Genomic DNA, 24,010 nt, shown 5'->3' with positions numbered 1-24,010 from the left:
GACACGGTGTAACTCCTTGAACAAAGATAACTGCGACGCAGGAAGAACCCTGGCCGAGACTGAGTGCAAAGAGCAGGAAAAATTCTTGTAGATGGTTGGATCGAAATTCAACATATCGTGTAGAGATTCTCAGTGACACAAGCAGCACAGTGGCGCCACCTTAACCCTTTTTCCGGGACGTGCCAATGCTTCTTGCGAAGGTTTCTCTGTTTTAAGGATCGGCGGTGTGACGGTTCGTCGCCAGACTGCGTAAATCATGGGGGATCGGCGAGAATTGCAGGCCGGACTTTGAACGTGGCGGCGCGCCCGGTAAGATGCCGGACAGAATTTTTCCACCTCGCTATTCAGGACACCCGCCATGAGCATCAAATCGGACAAGTGGATTCGCCGCATGGCGCAGGAACACGGCATGATCGAACCGTTCGTCGAGCGCCAGGTGCGCGGCAGCGATGACAGCCGAGTGATCTCCTACGGTGTGTCGAGCTACGGTTACGACGTGCGTTGCACCAACCACTTCAAGGTGTTCACCAACATCAACTCGTCGATCGTCGACCCGAAAAACTTCGACCCGGGCAGCTTCGTCGACATCCACAGCGACGTCTGCATCATTCCGCCAAACTCTTTCGCCCTGGCCAGCACCGTCGAGTACTTCCGCATTCCGCGCAACGTATTGACCATCTGCTTGGGTAAAAGCACCTACGCGCGCTGCGGCATCATCGTTAACGTGACGCCGCTCGAGCCTGAGTGGGAAGGTCACGTGACACTGGAATTCTCCAACACCACCAACCTGCCGGCGAAAATCTACGCCAACGAAGGTGTGGCGCAGATGCTTTTCCTTGAATCCGACGAGGAATGTGAAGTTTCCTACAAGGATCGCGGTGGCAAGTACCAGGGCCAGCGTGGCGTGACTCTGCCGCGTACCTGAGTCATCCATCCGGCAGATGTCGGGAATTCTTTGGCGGGCAGGCACTCTATGGGGTGTACTGCCCGTTTTTGCTTGTGCCGAAACGGGCCTTCGCCGAGGAGTGCCCTATGAAGATCGATCCGCATATCACTGCCGAACTGGCAAGGCTTGAGCCCAATCAGGTTGGCGTTTTAGCCTGGTCCTTGCTGGCACACCCGTCCATCAGCATGGCTGGCGGAATTCCTGGTCAACCTGATCCCGATACCCCCAATGAACAACCGACCGAACCGGGTGAGCCGACCCTGCCCGACGAGCCGCCTCCGGCACCTGTTGCCTGATCCCGATGGGAAATGCATGGCCAGTCAGTTGAAGTCCGCCAGGACTTCAACTGACTGGCCATATTTCGTTGTCGCCGATGACGAAAATCCTGCAGCTGTCTTCACGCTCGACCGGATAACCACCGGTAAACGCGCCGAATGCCGGCATCAGGCTGATGCGCTCGCCTAATCTGAAACACGCCAGGCGCAAGCTCTGCCGCCCCTTGCCATGCAGCCGATAGACCGGATGTACATGACCGGCCAATACATGCCGTTCCGGGTGCGGATCGGGTTCGTGTTGTAACGCAAATGGCCCGAGCAACAGCGGCTCCGGCACTACGCGAATGTTCAGCGATACCGGCGGATCACCCGCGCGTTTGTCGTGATTGCCACGAATCAGCGTCATCGGCAGATCAATGTGGCGCGAGCGCCATTCAGCCAGCGCGCTCAGAGTGCCCACCACGTGTGAGCCGGGGCCATGCAGGAAGTCACCGAGGAATATCAGTTGCCGGCAGGGCAGTTTCGCCAGCAATCGATCAATCACCGCAATATTGCTCGCCGTCGTGCCTTGAGGGACTGGCTGCCCGAGGCTGCGATAGGCGGCCGCCTTGCCGAAATGCACGTCGGCGATCAGCAGGGCTTGCTGCGCCGGCCAATACAGGGCTTTTTCCGGTAGCAGCCACAGCTCTTCACCGGCCAGGCGTACAGGGTAGGGCGCGTTCATGCCGGGCTACCCTTATCAGCGGATTTTTCCAGATCACCGACCATCCGTCTGATCCGATCCGCAAGTTTCTCCGAGCTCATGCTCTCGCGCATACGCTCAACCAGCAGGGGAAACCCCAGCGGCGTAGGGCGTTTGATCTGATGCACGTCCAGATTCATTTGATTGATGTGCTCCAGTGTCTGCTCCAGCCTGCGAATATCCAGTTCTTCCCGAAGGACTTCTTCCCCGGCCTGAGCCAGCAGCAGGTTATCGGCGTCGTATTGCTTGAACACTTCGAAAAACAATCCGCTGGAGGCCTGGACCTGGCGGGTGCTTTTCGGCGCGCCGGGGTAGCCGGAGAACACCAGCCCGGCAATCCGCGCGATCTCGCGAAAACGCCGCAAGGCCAGTTCGCCCGCGTTGAGGCTGGCGAGGACATCGCGTAATAAGTGCTCGGCGCTGAACAGCTCGGCATCGAGTTGTCGCGACCAATCCACTGGCGTGGCACTGAGCAACTCCAGACCGTAATCGTTGACCGCAATCGAGAACGTCACCGGCTGACGCTGACTGATGCGCCACGCCAGCAGGCTGGCGAGCCCCAGATGCACCTGACGCCCGGCAAACGGGTAGAGGAAAAGGTGCCAGCCTTCGCGGGACTTGAGCACCTCGACCAGTAAGTTGTTGGTTGCGGGCAGGCCAGACCAGCGTGCCTGGGTTTCCAGCAAGGGGCGTAACGCCTGCATTTCCGGCCCGGAAAACTCACCGTGTGCGGCAGCGGTGAAGCGCGTCACCACTGCTTGCGCCAGTTCATTGGAGAGCGGCATCCGCCCGCCATTCCAGCGGGGTACCGCGGCTCTCTTCGCGCTGCTGCGCTTGACGTAAGCGGTCATGTTTTCCACCCGTACCAACTCCAGCAAACGCCCGGCGAACAGAAAGCCATCACCCGGTTTGAGTCGTGCGATAAAGCCCTCCTCGACGCTGCCCAATTGCTTGCCGCCACCACCCTTGCTCCAGAATTTCAGCTGAATGCTCGCGTCGCTGACAATGGTGCCGATGCTCATGCGGTGCCGTCGCGCCAGACGTGCATCGGGCACACGCCAGATACCGTGCTCGTCGGGTTCGACTCGACGGTAATCCGGGTACGCCGTCAGAGACATCCCGCCATGGCGTACGAACGCCAGCGCCCACGCCCAATCGGCAAGTGTCAGGTCACGATAGGCCCAGGCGCCACGGACTTCTTCGTACAGGTCATCGGGTAAAAATCCGCCGCCCAGCGCCATGCTGACCAAATGTTGCACCAGCACATCCAGCGGCTTTTGCGGTGACAGGCGTGGTTCGATGCGTCGCTGCTCCACGGCATCACGGGCGGCGACGGCTTCGATCACTTCAAGGCTGTGGGTCGGCACCAGCGTCACCCGCGAGGTGCGGCCCGGGGCATGCCCGGAACGCCCGGCGCGTTGCATCAACCGGGCGACGCCCTTGGCTGAACCGATTTGCAACACGCGTTCCACCGGCAGGAAATCCACCCCCAGATCAAGGCTGGAGGTGCACACCACCGCTTTCAAAAGCCCGTCCTTCAAGGCCTGCTCAACCCAGTCGCGGGTGTCGCGCGACAAAGAACTGTGATGCAGCGCGATCAACCCGGCCCAATCCGGCCGCGCTTCAAGCAGTGCCTGATACCAGATTTCCGACTGCGCCCGGGTGTTGGTGAACACCAGACTGCTGACGCACACGTCCAGCTCGGCGACCACTTGCGGCAACATTTTCAGACCAATGTGCCCGGCCCACGGAAAACGCTCGAGGGTGGGCGGGAGCAGGGTGTCGATCGCCAGGGCTTTTTCGTTCTGACCCTGGACGCTGATGCCACCGCCCTGTGGGATCAGCACCTGTTCGGCGTGGGATTGATTACCGAGCGTGGCGGACACGCCCCAGACAATCAGGTCGGGCTGCCAGCGCCGCAGGCGGGCGAGGGCCAGTTGCAACTGCACGCCGCGTTTGTTGCCAAGCAGTTCGTGCCATTCATCAACGACGATCATGCGCAGTGTCGCCAGCGCCGTTTGCGCGTCGGCGCGAGCCAGCAGCAGGGTCAGACTTTCCGGGGTAGTGATCAGCGTGGTTGGCAGGCGTCGGCTCTGCCGGGCACGTTCACTACTGCTGGTGTCACCGGTGCGCAGGCCGATGCTCCAAGGGATCTGCAAGTCCGTCACTGGTGTTTGCAGGGCGCGTGCGGTGTCGGCGGCGAGGGCGCGCATCGGCGTGATCCACAGCACGGTCAGTGGTTCGGCAACCGGTTTGCGTTTGCGTGAGGTTTCAACGACGGGAGCGACTCGGGCGAAGCGGTTGAGTGCCGCAAACCACAGCGCATAGGTTTTACCGGCACCGGTACTGGCATGCAGCAGTCCCGATTCGCCGCGTTTGACCGCCGCCCACACCTGTTTCTGAAAGGCGAACGGCTTCCAGCCGCGAGCGCTGAACCAGGTTTTTGCGAGGTCGGAGGATTTCGCCATGCGGGCTGCGCGCGCTCTGGAGGTGTTCTTCCAGTGACCGCGGTAGCTGCTAACAAGTTTAATTTCGTCATTAGATGACTATCCCTGTGGGAGCGAGCCTGCTCGCGAAGGCGTCGTCACATTCAACATCATCGTTGACTGCCAGACCGCTTTCGCGAGCAGGCTCGCTCCCACAGGGGCCTGCGTTAATCGTTATTTGAGATTGCCGCTGAGGAATTGCTTCAGGCGTTCGCTTTTCGGATTGCCCAGCACTTCATCCGGTGCGCCTTCTTCCTCGACCAGACCTTGGTGCAGGAATAGCACCTGGCTCGAGACTTTACGGGCAAAGCTCATTTCGTGGGTCACCATGATCATGGTCCGGCCTTCTTCCGCCAGCCCTTGAATCACCCGCAACACTTCACCCACCAGTTCCGGATCGAGCGCCGAAGTCGGTTCGTCAAACAACATCACTTCCGGCTCCATCGCCAGCGCTCGGGCAATCGCTACGCGCTGTTGCTGACCGCCGGACAAGAACGCCGGGTATTGATCCGCCACCCGCGCCGGCAAACCGACCTTGTCCAGATAACGCCGCGCACGATCATCGGCTTCCTGTTTGCTGCAACCCAACACCCGTCGCGGGGCCATGGTGATGTTTTCCAACACGGTCATGTGGCTCCACAGGTTGAAGTGCTGGAACACCATCGCCAGGCGCGTGCGCAGGCGTTGCAGTTCATCGGCGTCGGCGACGTGCATGCCGTGACGGTCGGTGACCATGCGGATGGCCTTGCCGTCGAGGCTCATGGCGCCGTCGTTGGGTTGTTCGAGAAAATTGATGCAGCGCAAAAAGGTGCTTTTGCCCGAGCCGCTGGCGCCGATCAGGCTGATCACGTCGCCGGTCTTGGCCTTGAGCGAAACGCCTTTGAGCACCTGATGGTCGCCATAGCTTTTGTGCAGGCCTTCAACGGTCAGTTTGTACATGGGACAGACATCCTCAAGGCGAAAGTAGGTAGCCGCTGCGATAGGCTTCGGTGCCCGCAACGTGGGCGATGACCATGCCGGCCGTGGCCATGCGCCGTAGCGAGCGGGCGTACATCACGCCGGCGCTGGTGCAATGAATGGGGGTGACCCGGTCGTTGATCGGGTCGATGATTTCGGCAATCTGTTGCCCGGCCTCCATGTATTGCCCCGCTGTGGCGGTGTACACCAGCAAGCCGCCAACCGGCGTCGTCACCGGCTCGACCCCGGCAAGTGGCGTGGCGGGGTACGGCAAGCGTGGTTGTGGTTTGGTCTCGCCGACGATCGCATCGGACTGGATCAGGTAGTCGATCAGCGCCTGGCAGTCGCGACTGGCCATGGGATGCGTGACATCGCCCTGGCCGCGCAATTCGACGGTCACCGAGAAACTGCCGAGCGGAATCTCGAAGTGTTCGCCGAAACGTTCCTTCAATTGCCACCAGAGCAGGGTGAAGCATTCGTCGAACGATTGGCCACCGGAATCAGTGGCCAACAGGCTGGCCTGCGCTTCGATGTAACGCGCCAGCGGCTCGACCTGCGGCCACGCTTCGGGCGTGGTGTAGAGGTGAACCACCGATTCGAAATCGCAGTGCAGGTCGAGCACCATGTCCGCGTCGCAGGCCAGCCGTTGCAGGGTCAGGCGCTGGGATTGCAATTGCGTGCTGGCGGTCTGGCGGGCGAGGGCGTCGCGCAGATGGCTGCGGATCAGTTCGAGGTTGTGCTGCGGATCGTCCTTCAGCTTGCCCTCGATGGCATTGCCGATTTCCTCGCTGAGGTCGACAAACCAGCGGTTGAAGTTCTGCCCACTCTCCAATTCGTAACGGCCCAGCGGCACGTCCATCAACACTTGTTCGAGGCCGACCGGGTTGGCCACCGGCACCAGCACGATTTCGCTGCGCAGGCGCCCGGCGGCTTCCAGCTCCGTCAGGCGCTGCTTGAGGTGCCAGGCGACGAGCATGCCGGGCAGTTCATCGGCATGCAGCGAAGACTGAATGTAGACCTTGCCCTTGGCCTGCTCCGGGCCGAAGTGGAAGCTGTGGATCTGTCGTGCGGTCCCCGGCAGCGGGGCCAGCAGGTCATGGATCTGGTGTCGCATTACAAGGTTTCCTAGTGGGTCGGGCCGAGGAAGGCCAGCCATCGGCGTTCGGCGAGGCGGAACAGGCCGACCAGCGCAAAGGTAATGGTCAGGTAGATCAGCGCGGCGATGCCGAACGACTGAAAGGTCAGGAAGGTCGCCGAGTTGGCGTCCCGTGCGACTTTCAGGATGTCGGGGATGGTCGCGGTGAAGGCCACGGTGGTCGAGTGCAGCATCAGGATCACTTCGTTGCTGTAGTAGGGCAACGAACGGCGCAGCGCCGAAGGCATGATCACGTAGGCATACAGCTTCCAGCCTGTCAGACCATAGGCCTTGGCCGCTTCGACTTCGCCGTGGTTCATGCTGCGGATCGCCCCGGCGAAAATCTCCGTGGTGTACGCGCAAGTGTTCAGGGCGAAGGCGAGGATCGTGCAGTTCATCGCATCGCGAAAGAAACTGTCGAGGATCGGCTGCGCACGCACCGCCGCGAGGCTGTAGATACCGGTGTAGCAGATCAGCAACTGGATATACAGCGGCGTACCGCGGAACAGGTAGGTGTAGAACTGCACCGGCCAGCGCACGTAGAAGTGGCTGGAAACCCGGGCGATCGACAACGGAATCGACACCAGGAAACCGATGAAGATAGAGGCACTGAGCAGCCACATCGTCATCGCCAGGCCGGTAATGTTCTGGCCATCGGTATAAAGGAAGGCTTTCCAGTATTCCTGCAGAAGTTCGATCATCGTACGGCCTCCCGGGCACCGGCGGCGTAGCGGCGTTCAAGCCAGCGCAGGATGAAGTTCGAGGCACTGGTGATCAGCAAGTAGATCAAGGCAGCGAGGACCAGGAAGTAGAACAGTTGATAGGTGCTTTTACCGGCGTCCTGCGCGGCTTTGACCAGATCGGCGAGGCCGATGATCGACACCAGTGCGGTGGCCTTGAGCATCACCATCCAGTTATTGCCGATGCCGGGCAGGGCGAAGCGCATCATTTGCGGGAACACCACAAAGCGAAAGCGCTGGCCACGTTTGAGGCCGTAAGCGGTGGCCGCTTCGACCTGACCACGCGGCACGGCGAGGATCGCCCCGCGGAAAGTCTCGGTGAAATAAGCGCCATAAATGAAGCCCAGGGTCAGCACCCCGGCGCTGAACGGGTCGATTTCGATGTATTCCCATTCCATGTAGTCGGTGAGCGTCGTCAGCCAGGTTTGCAGGCTGTAGAAGATCAGCAGCATCAACACCAGATCCGGCACCCCGCGAATCAGCGTGGTGTAGAGCTGGGCGGGCAGGCGCACCAGTTTGATTTTTGACAGTTTGGCACTGGCGCCGAGCAGGCCGAGCAATACGGCCACCAGCAGCGACAACGCCGATAATTTGATGGTCATCCAGGTGCCTTCCAGCAGCAACGGGCCGAAGCCCTTGAGGCTGAAGGCGGAGAGCCCCAGATTTTGCAGGAGGGTTTCGAACATAAATCAGCAACCTGAGCGGATGGAAAAGGCGCCCATCGAGGATGGGCGCCGGGGCATTATTTGCCGCTGTACAGATTCAGATCGCCAAAGTGTTTCTTTTGAATCTCGGCGTATTTGCCGTCATCGTGTAACGCTTTGATACCTTTATCTAAAAGCGCCTTCAGCTCAGTGTTACCTTTCTTAATACCGACAGCGGTTTTGGCTGGCAGCAATTCGTTGTCGACTGGCTTGCTGACGTCATAGTCGGCGCCCTGTGGCGACTTCAAGAAGCCCAGTTCGGCTTGCAGCATGTCTTGAATGCCTGCATCGAGACGGCCGGAAGTCAGGTCGGAATACACCTGGTCCTGGTTCTGATAGGCCTGGGTTTTCACGCCGGCCTTGTCCAGTACGGCTTTGGCATAGGCTTCCTGAATGGTGCCTTGCTCGTAACCGACGGTTTTGCCTTTCAGGGACGCGACGTCTGCGGTGATGCCGGAACCTTTTTTCGACACGTAAGCGGTCGGGCCGGAGAACAGCTCGCTGGAGAAGTCGATGACTTTTTCGCGGGCCGGGGTCACGGTCATCGACGAGATCACACCGTCGAATTTGTTGGCCTTGAGGCCCGGAATCATGCCGTCGAAGTCACTTTCGACCCACTTGCACTTGACCTTCAGTTCGGCGCAGATCGCGTTACCCAGATCGATGTCGAAGCCCACCAGACTGCCGTCGGCCGCTTTCGACTCGAACGGTGCGTACGAAGGGTCAACGCCAAAGCGCAGCTCTTTGTATTCCTTGGCCAGCGCGGAGCCAGCGGCCATGCACAACGCCAGTGCAGAAAGGGTCAGCAATGCTTTTTTCATTATTCAATCCCTAAGAACCAATATGAGCGCTTGTGGCGCAGAATTATTGTTACTGGAACGCGTACGACCTATACAAAGTAGCAATTTCCGAACCAGAATCCCGAACAAGTGTTTTAAAAGGTGGGGCGGGGAAGGATGAGGGCGATTTGATGCCCGGAAATGGGCATCGCGATAGAGGTGCACCAAGTTAGTTCGTTTGACTTATTTCCTGTGGCGAGGGAGCTTGCTCCCGCTGGAGGGCGAAGCACTCCCACGCATTTCTCCAGACAGACCTGGATTTCAGGTTTTGCGACTGCTGCGCAGCCGAGCGGGAGCAAGCTCCCTCGCCACAGTTACTTTATTAGGTCATAGGTGATCAGTGTCCCGGGAAAGGGGGTCAGGCAAGGAGATCTTGCAGGGTGGCCAGACTATCCGCCTCATCCACAGTCTTGTCCTGCCGCCAGCGCAGCATCCGGGGAAACCTCACCGCAATCCCGCTCTTGTGCCGGCGCGACAGGGCAATCCCCTCGAACCCCAGTTCAAACACCAGACTCGGCTTCACACTGCTTACCGGGCCGAATTTCTCCACCGTGGTTTTGCGCACGATGCTGTCGACCTGGCGCATCTCCTCGTCGGTCAGCCCCGAATAGGCCTTGGCGAACGGCACCAGTGCGCGCTGACTGGATTCCGGCGGGCCGTCCCACACGGCGAACGTGTAATCGCTGTACAGGCTGGCGCGGCGACCATGCCCGCGCTGCGCGTAAATCAGCACCGCGTCGACACTGAACGGGTCGACTTTCCACTTCCACCACACGCCCATGTCTTTGGTGCGACCGACGCCATACATAGCGTCGCGGCCCTTGAGCATCATGCCCTCGACGCCCAGGCGCCGGGACGCTTCACGCTGCCGGGCCAAGTCAAACCAGTCGGTGCCGGTCAATACCGGGGAGGGCAGCAGCACCGGGTTGTTGCAGCGGGCAATGACTTCTTCCAATTGCGCACGGCGCTTGGTCTGCGGCTGATTACGCCAGTCTTCGCCTTGCCATTCGAGCAAATCGTAGGCGAGCACCACCACCGGTATGTCTTCGAGAATTTTCTTGTCGAGGGTTTTGCGGCCGATCCGTTGTTGCAGCAGGGCGAACGGTTGCACCGCGGGTGGCTCTGGCGATTGCGGATCGAAGGCGTCCTCGGTGCGCGGATGGGTGCTTTTCCACACCACGATTTCGCCGTCGATCACCGTGCCATCGGGCAAGCCGTGGACCAATACATCGAGTTCGGGGAAGCGTTCGGTGATCAGTTCCTCACCCCGCGACCACACCCACAACCGCCCGTCACGCTTGACCACTTGCGCGCGGATGCCATCCCACTTCCACTCCACCTGCCAAGCGCTCGCCGGGCCGATCAGTGTCTCGAACTCTTCAACCGGTTGCGACAAGGCATGCGCGAGGAAAAATGGGTATGGCTGACCGCCGCGCTGGGCATGTTCGTCGGCGGATTCGGCAGCGATCAGTTTCAAATAACTGGCCGCGTTCGGCCGATTGGACAGGTCGGTATAACCCACCAGTCGCTGCGCCACGCGCTTGCTGTCGAGCCCGGCCATCGATGCCAGTGCGCGGGTTACCAGCAATTTCGATACGCCGACACGGAAGCTGCCGGTGATCAGTTTGATACACAACATCAGGCTCGGCCGATCCAGTTGCGCCCACAACGCCGGCAATTGCCGGGAAAGGAACTCGGGCGTCTCACCGCGTAGCGGCAGCAGTTTGTCCTCGATCCATTCGGCGAGGCCGGCTTCAGAGCTGTGCAGATTTTCCGGGAGCACCAGCGAAATGGTTTCCGCCAGATCGCCGACAGCCTGATAGCTCTCCTCGAACAACCATGGCGTCAGCCCGGAGACTTCGACGGCGAGTTCGCGCAGGATCCGCACCGGCACCAGTTGCCGGGGCCGACCGCCGGACAGAAAGTACACCGCCCAGGCCGCGTCCTGGGGTTCGGCCTGGGCGAAGTAGGCTTGCATCGCCGCCAGTTTGGCGTTGCTGGACGTGGTGGCGTCGAGTTCGGCGTACAACTCGGCGAAGGCTTTCATGCGGGCATCTCGGCGATGGTCGGTTGAACGGCGATGTTTTCTTCTTCGTCATCACCGTATTCGGTGTTGAAACCTTGGGCATCGAGACCTTGTTCACGCAAATGACGCACCAGTACCCCGATCGAGCCGTGGGTGACCATCACCCGTTCGGCACCGGTCTGATTGATCGCCCAGAGCAGGCCGGGCCAGTCGGCGTGATCGGACAGCACGAAGCCGCGGTCCACCCCACGCCGCCGCCGCGTGCCGCGCAGGCGCATCCAGCCGCTGGCGAAGGCATCACTGAAATCGCCGAAACGGCGCATCCAGGTGCTGCCACCGGCCGAAGGCGGGGCGATCACCAGCGCCTGACGCATGATCGGGTCACTTTTTTTCACGTCACCGGCATAGATAGTTGGTGGCAGGTACACGCCGGCGTCGCGGTAGACGCGGTTCAACGGTTCAACGGCGCCGTGGCTGAGGATCGGGCCGAGGGTTTCGTCGATGCCGTGCAAGATGCGCTGGGCCTTGCCGAACGAGTAGCAGAACAACACGCTGGTTTTTTCTGCGGCGATATTCGCTTTCCACCACTCGTTGATTTCGCTGAACACCTGCGCCTGCGGCTGCCAGCGGTAGATCGGCAGGCCGAACGTCGATTCGGTGATGAAGGTGTGGCAGCGCACCGGTTCGAAGGGCGCGCAGGTACCGTCCGGTTCGATTTTGTAATCGCCGGAAGCGACCCAGACTTCGCCGCCGTATTCCAGACGCACCTGCGCCGAGCCGAGCACGTGGCCGGCCGGGTGAAAACTCAAGGTGACGCCGTGGTGGGTCAGGCGCTGGCCGTAGGCGAGGGTTTGCAGATTGATGTCCTGCCCCAGACGCGCGCGCAAAATCCCTTCACTGGCGCTGCTGGAAAGGTAGTGCTGGTTGCCGGTACGAGCGTGATCGCCATGGGCATGAGTGATCACCGAGCGCTCGACGGGGCGCCAGGGGTCAATATAAAAATCCCCGGCGGGGCAGTACAAACCTTCGGGGCGGGCGATAACAAGATCCATGTCGTTACCAGAAATGGGGGGCTTGTTAGCTATGAGGTTTGCGCGGGTGCAGAAGTTCTATGGATTTTTCGGAGATTTGAACGGCGAAAGATCGCAGCCTTCGGCAACTCCTACATTGATCTCTGTAGGAGCTGCCGAAGGCTGCGATCTTTTGATTTTGCTGTTTATTTACCCGGAATCAGGGTCAGCCGGTTTTTGCCATACACCCGGTCAAAGTTCTGCGGCTGCATCGGCAAGCCGATGTATTGCCCCTTCAACCACTGATCAATGCCATTGAGGTAATTCGGGCTGACCGGATTCCCCGACTGCCCTGTACCGTTCTGCCCCATCAGCGGTTCGGTCTGACCGAAATCGACGATGAAGCGCATCGATGGCGCACGCGTAGTGGTGAAATCCTGACCCCAGGCAAACGCCGCGGTGTTCAACGTGGTGTGATCGCCACCGGCTGCCAGTGGTCCACGAACCGTCTGGCCAGCGGCATTCTTCCACACGTAGCTGTGCAATTTGCCCCACTGCCAGGCTCTGTGATCGCCGCCCAACTGGCTGTCGCCCGCACTGATCGCCGCCGCCAGGCTACGTGCGAGGATCACCGCTTTATCCTCTTTCTGCGGTGTGCGGATGTCGTCCCAGAACGGACTGTCTTCGCGCCCCAGCAGATGATCGGCTTGCGCCGCGTAGGACAAATCGCCATTGGCGATAAACGTTTTCCACGCCGGGCTGGACTCCGGGCCGAGTTCGTCGAGGAAGATCTGCTTCATGCTTTCTTGCAGGAACAACTCATAGATGGCTGCATCCGCCGAGGTCGGGCTGAGCTTGCCGTCGAACGCCATCAACCGGGTGAACGCCTCGCGGGCCTTGCTGCGATCCGCTTCCGGCAATGCATCGATCGCCTGTTTCAGCGGTTGCTTCATGCCCGGCGCTTCGAAGACTTTCTTCAGCTTGGCGGCGAAGGTCGTCGTCTGGTCGTACTGCATGGCGATCACGCTGCGGCTGTCATGCTTGCCGCTGCCGGCCAGTTCCGCCAACCGCTCGCCGCGTTCCGGCGCGGCCCAGGAATTGGACAGTTGCATGCCGTAACCGTGGGGGATCACGCGCTGGTTGGCGGTGCCGAGCCAGCCTTGTGCCGGATCCTGATCGTAAGGGTGCAGCATCGGGTCGGCGTAACCGTCCCAGTCGTAACGACCTTCCCAGCCCGGCGAGGGCAGCAAACCTTCGCCTTCACGACGATTGGGGAAACGCCCGGTGACCTGCCAGCCGATATTGCTGGCATCGGCGAAGACCAGATTCAGCGCGATGGCGCGGATCTCGCGGCTCGCATCCGAGGCGCGTTCAACGTTCTGTGCACGGCTCAGATCAAAAAACGCGTCGAGGGATTTGTCATCGGTAAAGCTCGGCGTCTGCAACGCCAGGCCGAAACCGTTGCCTTGCGCCGCAGCCTGAGCACTGTTGAGCAACGCGCCGTGGCGAGTTTCGTACACCGCTTCGCGAATCGGCCGCTGGCCTTTGACGAAATAGGTTTCGTTGCGCACGCCCAGCGGCTGCCATTTGCCGTTGACCTCGTAGGTCAGGCTGCTGCCCTGACGACGGATTTTTTCCAGGAACAGGTCCTGGTTGTCGCCGAGCACGCTGGTCATGCTCCACGCCACTTTGCCGTTGAAACCACCCAGCACCATCGGCAAACCGGCGACGGTCACGCCTGCCGCCTGATATTTTGGCGCGCGGATCTGCACGAAACTCCAGAGCGACGGCACGGCCAATGGCCCATGGCTGTCGCTGGCCAGAATGCTCTTGCCGCTACGGCTGCGTTGCGGGGCAATGGCCCAGTTGTTTGAAGTCTGAGTGCCGAGCAGGTTCAGCGCTGACAGTTGCTGACTGGCGTTGCTCAATTCAGTCAGGCCGGGAATTTGCCCGTTGAGCTTGAGGCCTTGCAGCTTGTCGGCCTCGGTCAGCGGCAGATTCTCGTCCGGAGCGGACGGGGTCAACCAGGCGAGTTTGTCAGTGGTCACGGTTTGCGCGAGCACCAGGGATGAAATTTCTTCCGGCAGGTTGGCCGACTGGCTGAAGTTCAGCAGGGCGAAAATCAGCGCCGAATCTTCCGGCTTCCAGTATTCAGGCTTGTAGCCACTGGAGGCGAGATCGCCCGGCAACTTGTCGGCGTAGCGGAACAGGTAGGCGTTGACGCCCCGGGCATAGACTTCGAAGAAACGCTTGAGGCGTGGCGACGAGGCTTTGTACAGCTCACCGGCGCTTTTCTTCAGGTTGACCGCACGCATGTAGCGGTCGGCATCGAGCATCGACGCGCCGGACATTTCCGCCAGACGGCCCTGAGCCAACAGGCGCAGGGTGACCATTTGATTGATGCGGTCGCTGGCGTGGACGTAGCCGAGGGTGAACAGCGCATCGTGGAAGCTGTTGCTTTCGATCAGCGGCATGCCCATGGCATTGCGGCGCACCGAAACGTTCTGTGCCAGCCCCTTGAGCGGTTGCACGCCGGAGGTGGGCGGGAGAGTGTCCTGAGCGTTCCAGGTCTGGCAACCGGACAGGCTCAAGACACCGGCCACTGCTGCGGCAACGCCGAACCGGGGAAGAAAATGTGTGAGGGCTGGCGAGGCCATGGCAAAGCTCCTGCGGGGGGTAGCGTCAGTAAAGGCGCTACGTTAGTGAGCAGGAGGTGGCCGCGCAAGCGGGGCGAGTGGTTATTTCTCGATTTGCCTGACCAACTGCAAATCTTCAGGGATAACAGCGTTTTTGTGGCGAGGGAGCTTGCTCCCGCTGGAGTGCGAAGCCCTCCCAAACCCTGCACCGCGATTTATCAGCAAAAAGGCGTTGTCTGGATTTGCGACTGCTGCGCAGCCGAGCGGGGGCAAGCCCCCTCGCCACAAAAGCTCTTCACTCGGGATCAGGGTTTTGCCGGGTTGACCTGCTGCACCAGTGCATACGCCTTCACCGTCGCCGGGCGATCCTTGATGTGGTTGAACCAGCGCAGCACATGCGGGAAGTCCTCAAGGTTCTGGCTCTGCCACTTGTGCGAGACGATCCACGGGTAAATCGCCATGTCGGCAATGCTGTATTCGCTGCCCGCGACAAATTCGTTATCGGCCAATTGCTTGTTCAGCACGCCGTATAAACGGGCGGTTTCGTCAATGTAGCGTTTGATCGCATAAGGGATCTTCTCCGGCGCGAACTGGCTGAAGTGATGATTCTGCCCGGACATCGGCCCCAATCCGCCCATTTGCCAGAACAGCCATTGCAGCGCCGTTTGCCGACCGCGCAGATCCTTCGGGAGGAACTGGCCGGTCTTCTCCGCCAGATACAACAAAATGGCCCCGGACTCGAACAGCGACAGCGGCTCACCAGCATCGGCCGGCTGGTGATCGACGATGGCTGGAATGCGATTGTTCGGGGCGATTTTCAGAAAGTGCGGCTGGAACTGCTCACCCTGGCTGATGTTGATCGGGTGCACTTTGTACGGCAGGCCGGCTTCTTCGAGGAACAGGGAGATTTTGTGGCCGTTGGGGGTAGTCCAGTAATACAGGTCGATCATGGAAAGCTCCAAAACAGAAATTGGCTTACGTGCGGACAGCAAACGCCGGCATCAGGTCGTCCTGTGTGTTCGATGACTTGCTTAGTAGAAGCAAGTGATGCTCAAGTGCGGAAAATTCAATGACCGCGCGTGAGAAAAATCGCCATGGAGCTTCAGGCCAACGCAGCACTGATCATCATCGACCAGCAAAAAGGCATCCTGCAGCCGCGATTGGGGCGGCGCAATAATCCGCAGGCTGAAGAGCGAATCCTTGATCTGCTGGGGCTCTGGCGGCGCAACGAGCGGCCGGTCATCCATGTGCAGCATCTATCACGTGAGCCGGGTTCGGTGTTCTGGCCCGAACAGGAAGGGGTGGAGTTTCAGCAAAGGTTTTTGCCGCAGGACGGCGAATGGCTGATCCAGAAACACGTGCCGGATGCGTTTTGTGCCACCGGGCTGGAGACGCGGTTGCGTGCGGCGGGGATCGGGCAGTTGGTCATCGTCGGCGTGGCGACTAACAACTCGGTGGAGTCCACGGCGCGCACGGCGGGCAATCTGGGGTTCGATGCCTGGGTGGCGGAGGATGCCTGCTTCACCTTCGACAAGGCCGATTACTTCGGCACGTTGCGAACCGCTGAAGATGTGCACGGGATGTCGCTGGGGAATCTGCACGGGGAGTATGCGACGGTGGTCAGTTGTTCGCGGATTCTGGCGGCTGGCTGAAAAGTCTTCAGTGAATGTGCTGGCCTCTTCGCGAGCAGGCTCGCTCCCACATTGAATTGCATTTCAACTGAAGGAACTCGGTCAAGTGTGGGAGCTGGCTTGCCAGCGATAGCGGTGGGTCAGGCGACATCAATGTTGAAGGTGCCGGCGCCATCGCTGGCAAGCCAGCTCCCACAGAGTCTGCAATGACCCAAAAGCTTTGGGGTCGACGCAGATCAAATGTGGGAGCGAGCCTGCTCGCGAAGACGGCAGATCAGGCGAAGACGTTCTTCGCCCCGAGCATCAAGCGCCGTGGCACTTCTTGAATTTCTTGCCGTTGCCGCATGGGCAAGGGTCGTTGCGGCCGACGTCTTTCAGGGCGTTGCGCACCGGTTCCTGGTGGGCGTGGCCGCAGTTCGGGCCGTGAACATGGCCATGATCGTGATGATGGTCATGATCATGATCGTGGTTGCAGTCAGGGCCATGGACATGAGGTTGCTGAGTCATCGGTGTTGCTCCGGAATTAAATCGGCCGGGATTATCACGCTATTGCGCTCAAGGTGCACGTAGTGGGCGATGAATAAACCGGTTTCCATTTCGCCTTGTAACCGATAGGGAATCTGCTGATTGGGACTTTTCAGCATTTTCACCACCTCTTTTACCTGTGGCCACAAATTGGTGCGAATCGGTACTTTGTAAAAGGCGCTGCTTTTCGGCCCGACAGTAATCCAGTGTTCATACTCGCCTTCAGCCAGCAGCATGTCGGCCAGATGGATGCGGTACTCCAGACCGCGCACGGTCAAGTCGCTGTCGTTGGGGTTGTCGATGCGAAAGTGCAGGATGAATTTCTGTTCGAGCAACTTGGCGCGCACCACCTCGACTTTCACCAGATGCACGGCGGGGTCGCGGGTGTCATCGCTGAACCATGAGGCGCAGCCGCTGAGCCCGAGAAACAGCAGCAGGGTGAGGGTTTTCAGTGTGCGCCAGTGACCGAGCATGGATTGACTCCTTTTGCTGCCAGTCTAGACGCTAAAAGATCGCAGCCTTCGGCAGCTCCTCCATGTGAACGCATTCCAATGCAGGAGCTGCCGAAGGCTGCGATCTTTTGATCTCAGGCGCCGAAATACCCCGCGCAGCACTTCTTGAACTTCTGCCCACTGGCACACGGGCAACTGTCATTGCGGCCCAGTTTCAACTGCACCGTCGGGTCGATGAAGTACCAGCGGCCGCCGTTCTGTACGAACGAAGAGCGCTCGCGGTGGCTGTGTTCGCCCTGGTCGTCGTGCCAGCGCGCAGTGAAGGTGACGAAGGCGTGTTCCGGCTGGCCGCCGAAGACTTCCGAGCTTTCGACCTCAAGCCCGAGCCAGGTGCTCTGCGCGCACCAGGCACTGATCGACTGCCGATCAAGGCCCGACTGCTGAGCGGGCAGGGTGGTCGCCACCAGGTAGTCGATCAGGCCGAGCACGTAGGCGCTGTAGCGCGAACGCATCAAGGCTTCGGCACACGGGGCCGGATGGCCCTCGTGATAATGACCGCAGCAGGCATCCAGCAGATTGCCGCTGCCGCAAGGGCAAATGGCTGTACTCATCGCATTACCACCAGTATTTCCCGAAGTTTTCCGGATTGGCCCAGAACCGTGAATTGAGCCAGTCGGGGACTTGTTTGTAGTCAAGCAGATCGTAGGTGAACAGGGTCAGTACTTGCTCGTCACGCTGGAAGCGTTCGCTGGCTTGCAGCGCCAGCGAGTAGAAATCGGTTTCCTGCCAGCCACTGGCCGCCAGATCCGCCAGCACCGCGATGCGGCTGGCGTTGAGATTGCGAATACCGCCCAACAGGTTCAGGCCGTCGCGTTTGGGCAAGTGCTCCAGGCAATCGACCACCAGCGCCAGATCGAAACGCCTTGCCGCCAGTTCTGCCGGCAAGGCGCCCGGCGCGGCGTGAGCCACGCAAGTGTCTGGATGCGCTTGTTTGAAAGCGCTCAGCGCGGGGAACTCACTGGCACCGATCAGCAACAGCCGCGCCGGGGCGTAACGATCCAGCAAAGCGGCCAACGCCTGTTGCGGCGTACGGGAAGAAATGGCGACGTTCATCGAAGCTCCTCAATCAGACCGCCAAGACTAGCCTGCCTGACTGCAGCGGCAAAGAGCCCTGCCGCGCAGGTTTGCGGCAAATGCGCCAAAGTCCTGTGAACACGGTCGCAAACAGCAATGGCCTATTGCTGGCGGAGATTAAAACTCCGGTCTTTACTCCCTGAATCGGTTCTAAGCCGATCCCTCAGGAGAAAACCAGATGAGCATAGTTCGGACAGCATTACCTTTGATTCTGCTAACCAGTGTGTTGACTGGTTGCGCAGGTTTGCAGAAAACCGACTGGCCGACCTGTGCGGCGGTCGGTGGTGTGGTCGGCGCCGGTCTCGGCGCCACCGAAAGTTCGGCATGGGCCGGCTACGGCGCATTGCTGGTCGGTGGTACGGCAGCGGCTTACTGCTGGGTGCACGGTGATGGCGACGAAGACGGCGATGGTGTGCCGGACAGTCGCGACAAGTGCCCGCACACGCCTAAAGGCGTGCAAGTCGACGCTGACGGTTGCCCACCACCAGCGCCTGCACCCGTGGTCGAAGAAGCTGTAGTGGTCAAGGAAGAAACCATTGTTATCCGTGATGTGCACTTCCAGTTCGACAAAGCCACGTTGACCGGCCCTGACAAGCAAGTGCTCGACAAAGTCGCCACGCGCCTGAAACAGGAATCCTCGACTGCACAACTGACCGTGACCGGTCATACCGACAGCGTGGGCAGCGATGCCTACAACAAAAAACTGTCGGACCGTCGTGCGCACTCGGTGGTGGAATACCTGATCCAGCAAGGTGTGCCACGCGCCAGCTTCGTTTCGGTGTCCGGTATGGGTGAAAGCCAGCCAGTCGCCGACAACAAAACAGCTGACGGTCGTGCGCAAAACCGTCGTACCGAAATCAAAATCGTCCGCTAGCCCTCTCGCATCCGCGGCTTGTGCAGTCGCGGATGCGGGTCTTTACTCCTGTGTAACCGGTATGGGCCGGTGACACAGGAGCTTTCACAATGACTGTTTTCTCAAGGTCCGTCTTGCCGGTGCTGCTGCTAGGCAGCTTGCTCACCGGTTGCGCCACCCACAGCGATGGCACTGCACCCCTCAATCAACGTACGTGGCCGATCTGCAGCCTTATTGGCGGACTGGTCGGTGGCGGTCTCGGCGCCATCGAAAGTGGCGGCTGGGCCGGTGGCGGCGCGGCGCTGGGGATTCTTACCGGCGGACTGATCTGTTATGCCCAGGACGGCGATGAAGACGGCGACGGCGTATTCGACCGCCGCGACCGTTGCCCCGATACCCCGGCCAACACCCCGGTCGATCACCGTGGCTGTCCACTGCCGCAATATCCGGTGGCACAGAAACCTGTCGAACCGGCTCCGCAAAGCGAAGTCATCACCTTGAGCGATGCCGGCAACGTGCTCTTCGATTTCGACAAGTCCGACCTGACGCCGGCGGCGAAAGCCCAGCTCGACACGCTGATGGACAAACTGCGCAATGCCGACGTGGTGAGCATCAAGGTTATCGGTCATACCGACAGCAAGGGCTCGGATGCTTACAACCAGGCACTTTCCGAACGGCGCGCCAGCAGCGTGGCGGCGTATCTGCTGAGTCAGGGCCTGGCGCCGAACAAACTGACCAGTGAAGGGCGTGGCGAAAGCGAGCCGGTGGCGGATAACGCGACCGATGAGGGGCGCGCGAAAAACCGTCGGGTAGAGCTGCACATCAATCGCTAGGATGGGTCTGTAGTCCGCGAGCTAGAGCTGCCGGGGCGATCATCGTCAATCCGGCAGCCATTTGGCGGTTCGCCAAGGTTTTTTCATTTTTCCCTCTGGCTTAACCCCCGCAGAAGCCGTTACTGTGCGCCCAAAGAATAATTCGCAACACGGGGGAGCGTATGAAAGTGTTCTGGGGGCTGGGGCGGTTATTGACCCTGCTGTTCTGCTGTGTGGTGCTGGCCAATCAGCTTGTACCCTTTGTTCATCCGCTGCATCTGCTGGTCAATCTGGCCGGCGGTCTGCTGTTAACGGTCCATGTGCTCGAAGTGCTGCTGTGCAATCGCAGCCTCAAGGGGCGTCCGCACCCTTGGCGTGACCGTGGCCGCATCCTGCTGTTCGGCGTATTCCATCTGCTAACCATCCCGGCCCCGGCCGCTCCGGAGTCTTCTTCCCATGCGTAAACTGTGTCTGCTCGTTGCTTTTATCAGCCCATTGGCCTGTGCTCAGGTGGTCAGCGTCGAAACCAACTCGCTGATGCGTCTGCCTAGTAATACCGGCGCTTTGCAGCTTGAACGCCTGGAAGTGGCCGATTACGGCACCTTGCTGATCCCCGCCAACGTCACTGAACTGAGCGTCGGTGAGTTGCGCCTCGGTCACGAAGCACGTATCGCCATCGTTCCGGGTGCACAGGCGCTGGACATGAAGGTTGCTCGCGCAGAGTTCAGCGAAGGCAGTCAGATCACCGCGCGCGGTGCGCCGGGCACCTATGAAAAAGCCGCCCGGGCAGGGCGCAATCTGAATCTGCAATTCAAGGCATTGAATGCGCCGCAGCTATTGGTCGATGCCCGTGGCGGCACAGGGGCGCCGGGTTTTGTCGGTCTGGATGGCGGTAATGGTGAAGATCCGGGCTGCACTTATGGCTCGGCCGGGCACGGCGCGGATGGCAGTGACGGCAGTGATGGTCAACCGGGTGCGCCGGGCGGGCTGGTGCGCATTGAAGTGCCTCGCGAGTTTCCGGCCGAGTTGATCAAGGTCAATGTGGCCGGCGGTGCCGGTGGCCCGGCGGGCGTTGGCGGCAAGGCGGGCAAGGGTGGCAAATCCAAAGGCTGCCTGGTGTATCGCGCCGATGGCGGCAAGAATGGCAAAATCGGCGCCGATGGTCAGCCAGGTCCGGTGGGTGCGGCAGGTGCCGTGACCGTGCAACGCCTCTAAAGAACACTACTCACCTGTGGCGAGGGAGCTTGCTCCCGCTGGGCTGCGAAGCAGCCCCAAAATCAGCTGTCGCATTTATCCAGAAGAAACGCGGTGCCCGGATCAGGGGCCGCTGTGCGGCCCAGCGGGAGCAAGCTCCCTCGCCACAATAAGTGTTTGCTTTGGTTGAAACATTGCGGTTCAGAACATCGGTCTTGCGGCGACAATCGCCACCAATACCAGTCCGACAATCAGATTAAGCCCCACCACCCGGCGAATCCGCCCTAGCACCGCCGCACCTGCCGGCCAGTCCTTCGCTTCAACCGCTTTGCGCAACTCCGGCAGCATCAACCCCTGAATCCGGATAAACAGCGCCGTCATCACCACGTACAACCCGATCATCACCTGCACATACTTCGGTGCGGTTTCGAATCCGACCTGCTGCAAATGCAGCATGCCCACGCCGCTGATCGGCAACAGGATCACCGCGACCCAAACCCAGCGGAAAAAACCCTGAAACACTTCCACCCAGAGCGTGAGTCGGGCAGGGCCGTCGAGGGCCTTCACAGCCGCGGGACGCAAGACCATCCAGGCGAAAAACATGCCGCCGACCCACACCAGTGCGGAGAGGACATGCAGGGGGTAAACGAGGCTAAAAGGTGTCATTGGGGTACTCCGTTCTGCGCGGGACTGATTAGCGGGGTATGATAGCGGTCGATCCGAACCACTGAAAATTTATCCAGCGTTTTTGCGCCCGACACTCAATGATCAGCACTGAACTCAAAACCACGATCCAGGGCGCCTATTCGCGTTTTCTTGAAGCCAAGAGCCTCAAGCCGCGTTACGGCCAGCGCCTGATGATCGCTGAAATCGCCAAAGTCCTCGGAGATATCGATACCGACGACGAAGGCCGGCGCAGTGGCGACCCCGCGATTGTCGCGGTGGAAGCCGGCACCGGTACCGGCAAAACCGTGGCCTACAGCCTGGCGGCGATCCCGACAGCCAAGCTTGCGGGCAAACGGCTGGTGATCGCCACCGCGACCGTCGCGCTGCAAGAGCAGATCGTCTACAAGGATCTGCCCGACCTGATGCGCAACAGCGGGCTGAACTTCAGCTTTGCCTTGGCCAAGGGCCGTGGCCGCTACATGTGCCTGTCCAAACTCGACATGCTCCTGCAGGAAGGCCACGCACAAACTGCCACTGCGCAGTTGTTCGAAGAAGAAGGCTTCAAGATCGAGGTCGATGAGGCCAGTCAGAAGCTTTTCACCAGCATGATCGAAAAGCTTGCCGGCAATAAATGGGACGGCGACCGCGACAGCTGGCCCAATGCGCTGGAAGACGCCGACTGGGCGCGCCTGACCACTGATCACAGTCAGTGCACCAACCGTCATTGCCCGAACTTCGGCCAGTGCGCCTTCTACAAGGCTCGCGAAGGCATGGGCAAGGTTGATGTGATCGTCACCAACCACGACATGGTCCTGGCTGACCTGGCATTGGGCGGCGGCGCGGTGTTGCCCGACCCGCGCGACACCATTTACGTGTTCGACGAAGGCCACCACCTGCCGGACAAGGCCATCGGCCACTTCGCCCATTACACGCGCCTGCGCTCCACCGCCGACTGGCTGGAAACCACCGCCAAGAATCTCACCAAACTGCTGGCCCAGCATCCGCTGCCGGGCGATCTCGGCAAGTTGATCGAGCAAGTGCCGGAACTGGCGCGCGAGATCAAGACCCAGCAGCAGTTCATGTTTACCGCGTGCGAGCAGATTGCCGATTTCAAACCCGGTGAAGACGTCGAAGGGCGTGAGCGGCCACGCCATCGTTTCGTCGCCGGGGTTATTCCTGAACACATGCGTGAAATGGGTATCGAGCTGAAGAAAGGCTTTTCCCGTCTCAATGATCTGTTTACCCGCCTGACCGACCTGCTCAAGGAAGGCATGGATGGCGAGGTCAACATCGGCATCGCCAGCAATCAGGCGGAAGAGTGGTACCCACTGTTCGGCAGCCTGTTGTCCCGCACCTCCGGCAACTGGGAGTTGTGGACCGCGTTCACCGCCGAAGACCCCGAAGACAGCCCGCCGATGGCGCGCTGGCTGACGTTGGCCGAAAGCGGTTCGCTGTTCGATATCGAGGTCAATGCCAGCCCGATCCTTGCGGCGGAAACCTTGCGCCGCAGCCTGTGGAACGTCGCGTACGGCTGCCTGGTGACCTCGGCAACGCTGACTGCGCTGGGCACGTTCGACCGCTTCCGTATGCGTGCCGGCCTGCCGAAAAAAGCCGTCACCGCCGTGGTGCCGAGCCCTTTCCATCACGCCGACGCCGGCGTGTTGCGGGTGCCGGATCTCAAGGCCGACCCGCGTGATGCCGCTGCTCACACCGCGGCGATCATCCGCGAGTTGCCGGACCTGGTCGAAGGTTCGCGAGGCACGCTGGTGCTGTTTTCTTCGCGTAAACAAATGCAGGACGTGTTCGACGGTCTCGACCGCGACTGGCGCAAGCAAGTGTTCATTCAAGGCAACCTGTCGAAACAGGAAACTCTGAACAAGCACAAGGCGCGGGTCGATGGTGGTGATTCCAGCGTGCTGTTCGGTCTCGCCAGTTTTGCCGAAGGCGTCGACTTGCCGGGCGCGTATTGCGAACACGTGGTGATCGCCAAGATCCCGTTCTCGGTGCCGGACGATCCGGTCGAGGCCGCACTGTCGGAGTGGATCGAAGCCCGGGGCGGCAATCCGTTCATGGAGATCTCGGTGCCGGACGCCTCGCTGAAACTGGTTCAGGCCTGTGGCCGTCTGCTGCGTACCGAAGAAGACCGCGGCACCATCACCTTGCTCGACCGGCGTCTGGTGACCCAGCGCTACGGCAAGGCGATCCTCAATGCGTTGCCTCCATTCCGTCGTGAAATATCCTGAGACA

General features: G+C 60.3%; 24 protein-coding genes. 8 read left to right on the top strand and 16 right to left on the bottom strand.

The genetic code is table 11. The features are described from left to right. Positions 1–358: 358 nt before the first annotated feature. Together dcd and ACIOWE_RS09305 are read left to right on the top strand one after the other, a co-directional pair. Entirely contained in the window at positions 359–925 is a 567-nt protein-coding gene (gene dcd / locus ACIOWE_RS09310) for a dCTP deaminase (protein ID WP_201238834.1), read from the top strand. A 107-nt stretch (positions 926–1,032) separates the two neighbouring features. After that, positions 1,033–1,242, top strand: a complete 210-nt coding sequence (locus ACIOWE_RS09305; protein WP_201238833.1) for a hypothetical protein — start codon at positions 1,033–1,035, stop codon at positions 1,240–1,242. Between the two features lie 46 nt (positions 1,243–1,288). Here ACIOWE_RS09305 and pdeM read toward each other — a convergent pair whose 3' ends face one another. The 11 genes from pdeM to ACIOWE_RS09250 form a co-directional block, all read right to left on the bottom strand. Next, on the bottom strand, positions 1,289–1,945 hold the full coding sequence (gene pdeM, locus ACIOWE_RS09300) for a ligase-associated DNA damage response endonuclease PdeM (protein ID WP_401390159.1): 657 nt from the start codon (positions 1,943–1,945) through the stop codon (positions 1,289–1,291). Then, positions 1,942–4,431, bottom strand: coding sequence for a ligase-associated DNA damage response DEXH box helicase (locus ACIOWE_RS09295; protein ID WP_401390157.1), 2,490 nt, complete (start codon positions 4,429–4,431; stop codon positions 1,942–1,944). The genes pdeM and ACIOWE_RS09295 overlap by 4 nt, the downstream gene beginning before the upstream one ends. A 192-nt stretch (positions 4,432–4,623) precedes the next feature. Next, positions 4,624–5,388, bottom strand: a complete 765-nt coding sequence (locus ACIOWE_RS09290) for an ABC transporter ATP-binding protein (protein WP_401390154.1) — start codon at positions 5,386–5,388, stop codon at positions 4,624–4,626. Positions 5,389–5,401: 13 nt separating this feature from the next. After that, positions 5,402–6,520: a succinylglutamate desuccinylase/aspartoacylase family protein gene (locus tag ACIOWE_RS09285; RefSeq protein ID WP_401390151.1), complete on the bottom strand. Its 1,119-nt coding sequence runs from the start codon at positions 6,518–6,520 to the stop codon at positions 5,402–5,404. 11 nt (positions 6,521–6,531) lie between these two features. Continuing rightward, positions 6,532–7,242 (bottom strand): ABC transporter permease, encoded by a 711-nt coding sequence (locus tag ACIOWE_RS09280; protein ID WP_401390148.1) that lies wholly within the window; start codon positions 7,240–7,242, stop codon positions 6,532–6,534. Then, on the bottom strand, positions 7,239–7,967 hold the full coding sequence (locus ACIOWE_RS09275; RefSeq protein ID WP_103306583.1) for an ABC transporter permease: 729 nt from the start codon (positions 7,965–7,967) through the stop codon (positions 7,239–7,241). The genes ACIOWE_RS09280 and ACIOWE_RS09275 overlap by 4 nt, the downstream gene beginning before the upstream one ends. 56 nt (positions 7,968–8,023) lie before the next feature. Continuing rightward, positions 8,024–8,806 carry a transporter substrate-binding domain-containing protein gene (locus ACIOWE_RS09270; protein ID WP_008083900.1) on the bottom strand — a complete coding sequence of 261 codons (783 nt, stop codon included), beginning with the start codon at positions 8,804–8,806 and terminating at the stop codon, positions 8,024–8,026. A gap of 376 nt (positions 8,807–9,182) precedes the next feature. Next, a complete protein-coding gene (locus tag ACIOWE_RS09265) occupies positions 9,183–10,871 on the bottom strand; it encodes an ATP-dependent DNA ligase (RefSeq protein WP_401390145.1) in 1,689 nt (562 codons plus the stop codon). Further along, a complete protein-coding gene (locus tag ACIOWE_RS09260) occupies positions 10,868–11,902 on the bottom strand; it encodes a ligase-associated DNA damage response exonuclease (RefSeq protein ID WP_401390142.1) in 1,035 nt (344 codons plus the stop codon). The genes ACIOWE_RS09265 and ACIOWE_RS09260 overlap by 4 nt, the downstream gene beginning before the upstream one ends. A gap of 164 nt (positions 11,903–12,066) precedes the next feature. Then, positions 12,067–14,517, bottom strand: a complete 2,451-nt coding sequence (locus ACIOWE_RS09255; RefSeq protein WP_401390139.1) for a penicillin acylase family protein — start codon at positions 14,515–14,517, stop codon at positions 12,067–12,069. 284 nt (positions 14,518–14,801) lie between these two features. After that, a complete protein-coding gene (locus ACIOWE_RS09250) occupies positions 14,802–15,446 on the bottom strand; it encodes a glutathione binding-like protein (RefSeq protein WP_401390136.1) in 645 nt (214 codons plus the stop codon). A 144-nt stretch (positions 15,447–15,590) separates the two neighbouring features. On the opposite strand from ACIOWE_RS09250, the gene ACIOWE_RS09245 reads away from it, so the two are divergent. Further along, positions 15,591–16,148, top strand: a complete 558-nt coding sequence (locus ACIOWE_RS09245) for a cysteine hydrolase family protein (protein WP_401390327.1) — start codon at positions 15,591–15,593, stop codon at positions 16,146–16,148. A gap of 282 nt (positions 16,149–16,430) precedes the next feature. Here the strand turns inward: ACIOWE_RS09245 and ACIOWE_RS09240 are convergent, their stop codons facing one another. From ACIOWE_RS09240 to ACIOWE_RS09225, 4 genes are all read right to left on the bottom strand, one after another. After that, positions 16,431–16,634 carry an SEC-C metal-binding domain-containing protein gene (locus ACIOWE_RS09240; protein ID WP_030139406.1) on the bottom strand — a complete coding sequence of 68 codons (204 nt, stop codon included), beginning with the start codon at positions 16,632–16,634 and terminating at the stop codon, positions 16,431–16,433. Next, complete coding sequence (locus ACIOWE_RS09235; RefSeq protein ID WP_401390132.1) at positions 16,631–17,125, bottom strand: LEA type 2 family protein; 495 nt, start codon at positions 17,123–17,125, stop codon at positions 16,631–16,633. The genes ACIOWE_RS09240 and ACIOWE_RS09235 overlap by 4 nt, the downstream gene beginning before the upstream one ends. Before the next feature lie 113 nt (positions 17,126–17,238). Then, positions 17,239–17,715, bottom strand: coding sequence for a YchJ family protein (locus ACIOWE_RS09230; RefSeq protein WP_401390129.1), 477 nt, complete (start codon positions 17,713–17,715; stop codon positions 17,239–17,241). Between the two features lie 4 nt (positions 17,716–17,719). Then, a complete protein-coding gene (locus tag ACIOWE_RS09225; protein ID WP_401390126.1) occupies positions 17,720–18,217 on the bottom strand; it encodes a DUF6231 family protein in 498 nt (165 codons plus the stop codon). Between the two features lie 199 nt (positions 18,218–18,416). On the opposite strand from ACIOWE_RS09225, the gene ACIOWE_RS09220 reads away from it, so the two are divergent. The 4 genes from ACIOWE_RS09220 (at position 18,417) to ACIOWE_RS09205 (ending at position 21,118) form a co-directional block, all read left to right on the top strand. Further along, the gene (locus ACIOWE_RS09220; protein ID WP_401390123.1) at positions 18,417–19,112 is read left to right on the top strand and encodes an OmpA family protein; all 696 of its coding nucleotides are present in this window, start codon (positions 18,417–18,419) and stop codon (positions 19,110–19,112) included. An 89-nt stretch (positions 19,113–19,201) separates the two neighbouring features. After that, positions 19,202–19,924, top strand: a complete 723-nt coding sequence (locus ACIOWE_RS09215) for an OmpA family protein (protein WP_401390120.1) — start codon at positions 19,202–19,204, stop codon at positions 19,922–19,924. 161 nt (positions 19,925–20,085) lie between these two features. Continuing rightward, a complete protein-coding gene (locus tag ACIOWE_RS09210) occupies positions 20,086–20,367 on the top strand; it encodes a DUF1145 domain-containing protein (RefSeq protein WP_201238819.1) in 282 nt (93 codons plus the stop codon). Then, entirely contained in the window at positions 20,360–21,118 is a 759-nt protein-coding gene (locus ACIOWE_RS09205; RefSeq protein ID WP_401390118.1) for a collagen-like protein, read from the top strand. The genes ACIOWE_RS09210 and ACIOWE_RS09205 overlap by 8 nt, the downstream gene beginning before the upstream one ends. A gap of 180 nt (positions 21,119–21,298) precedes the next feature. On the opposite strand, the gene ACIOWE_RS09200 is transcribed toward ACIOWE_RS09205, so the two are convergent. After that, complete coding sequence (locus tag ACIOWE_RS09200; RefSeq protein WP_401390115.1) at positions 21,299–21,763, bottom strand: DUF2269 family protein; 465 nt, start codon at positions 21,761–21,763, stop codon at positions 21,299–21,301. Positions 21,764–21,861: 98 nt separating this feature from the next. Between ACIOWE_RS09200 and dinG the strand changes: the two genes are divergently transcribed. Then, on the top strand, positions 21,862–24,006 hold the full coding sequence (gene dinG / locus ACIOWE_RS09195) for an ATP-dependent DNA helicase DinG (RefSeq protein WP_401390112.1): 2,145 nt from the start codon (positions 21,862–21,864) through the stop codon (positions 24,004–24,006). Positions 24,007–24,010 lie beyond the last annotated feature (4 nt).

The sequence above is a fragment of the Pseudomonas sp. NPDC087598 genome, assembly GCF_044743525.1.
Classification (GTDB): Bacteria; Pseudomonadota; Gammaproteobacteria; order Pseudomonadales; family Pseudomonadaceae; genus Aquipseudomonas.
This window is presented reverse-complemented; position numbering and strand designations above follow the sequence as displayed.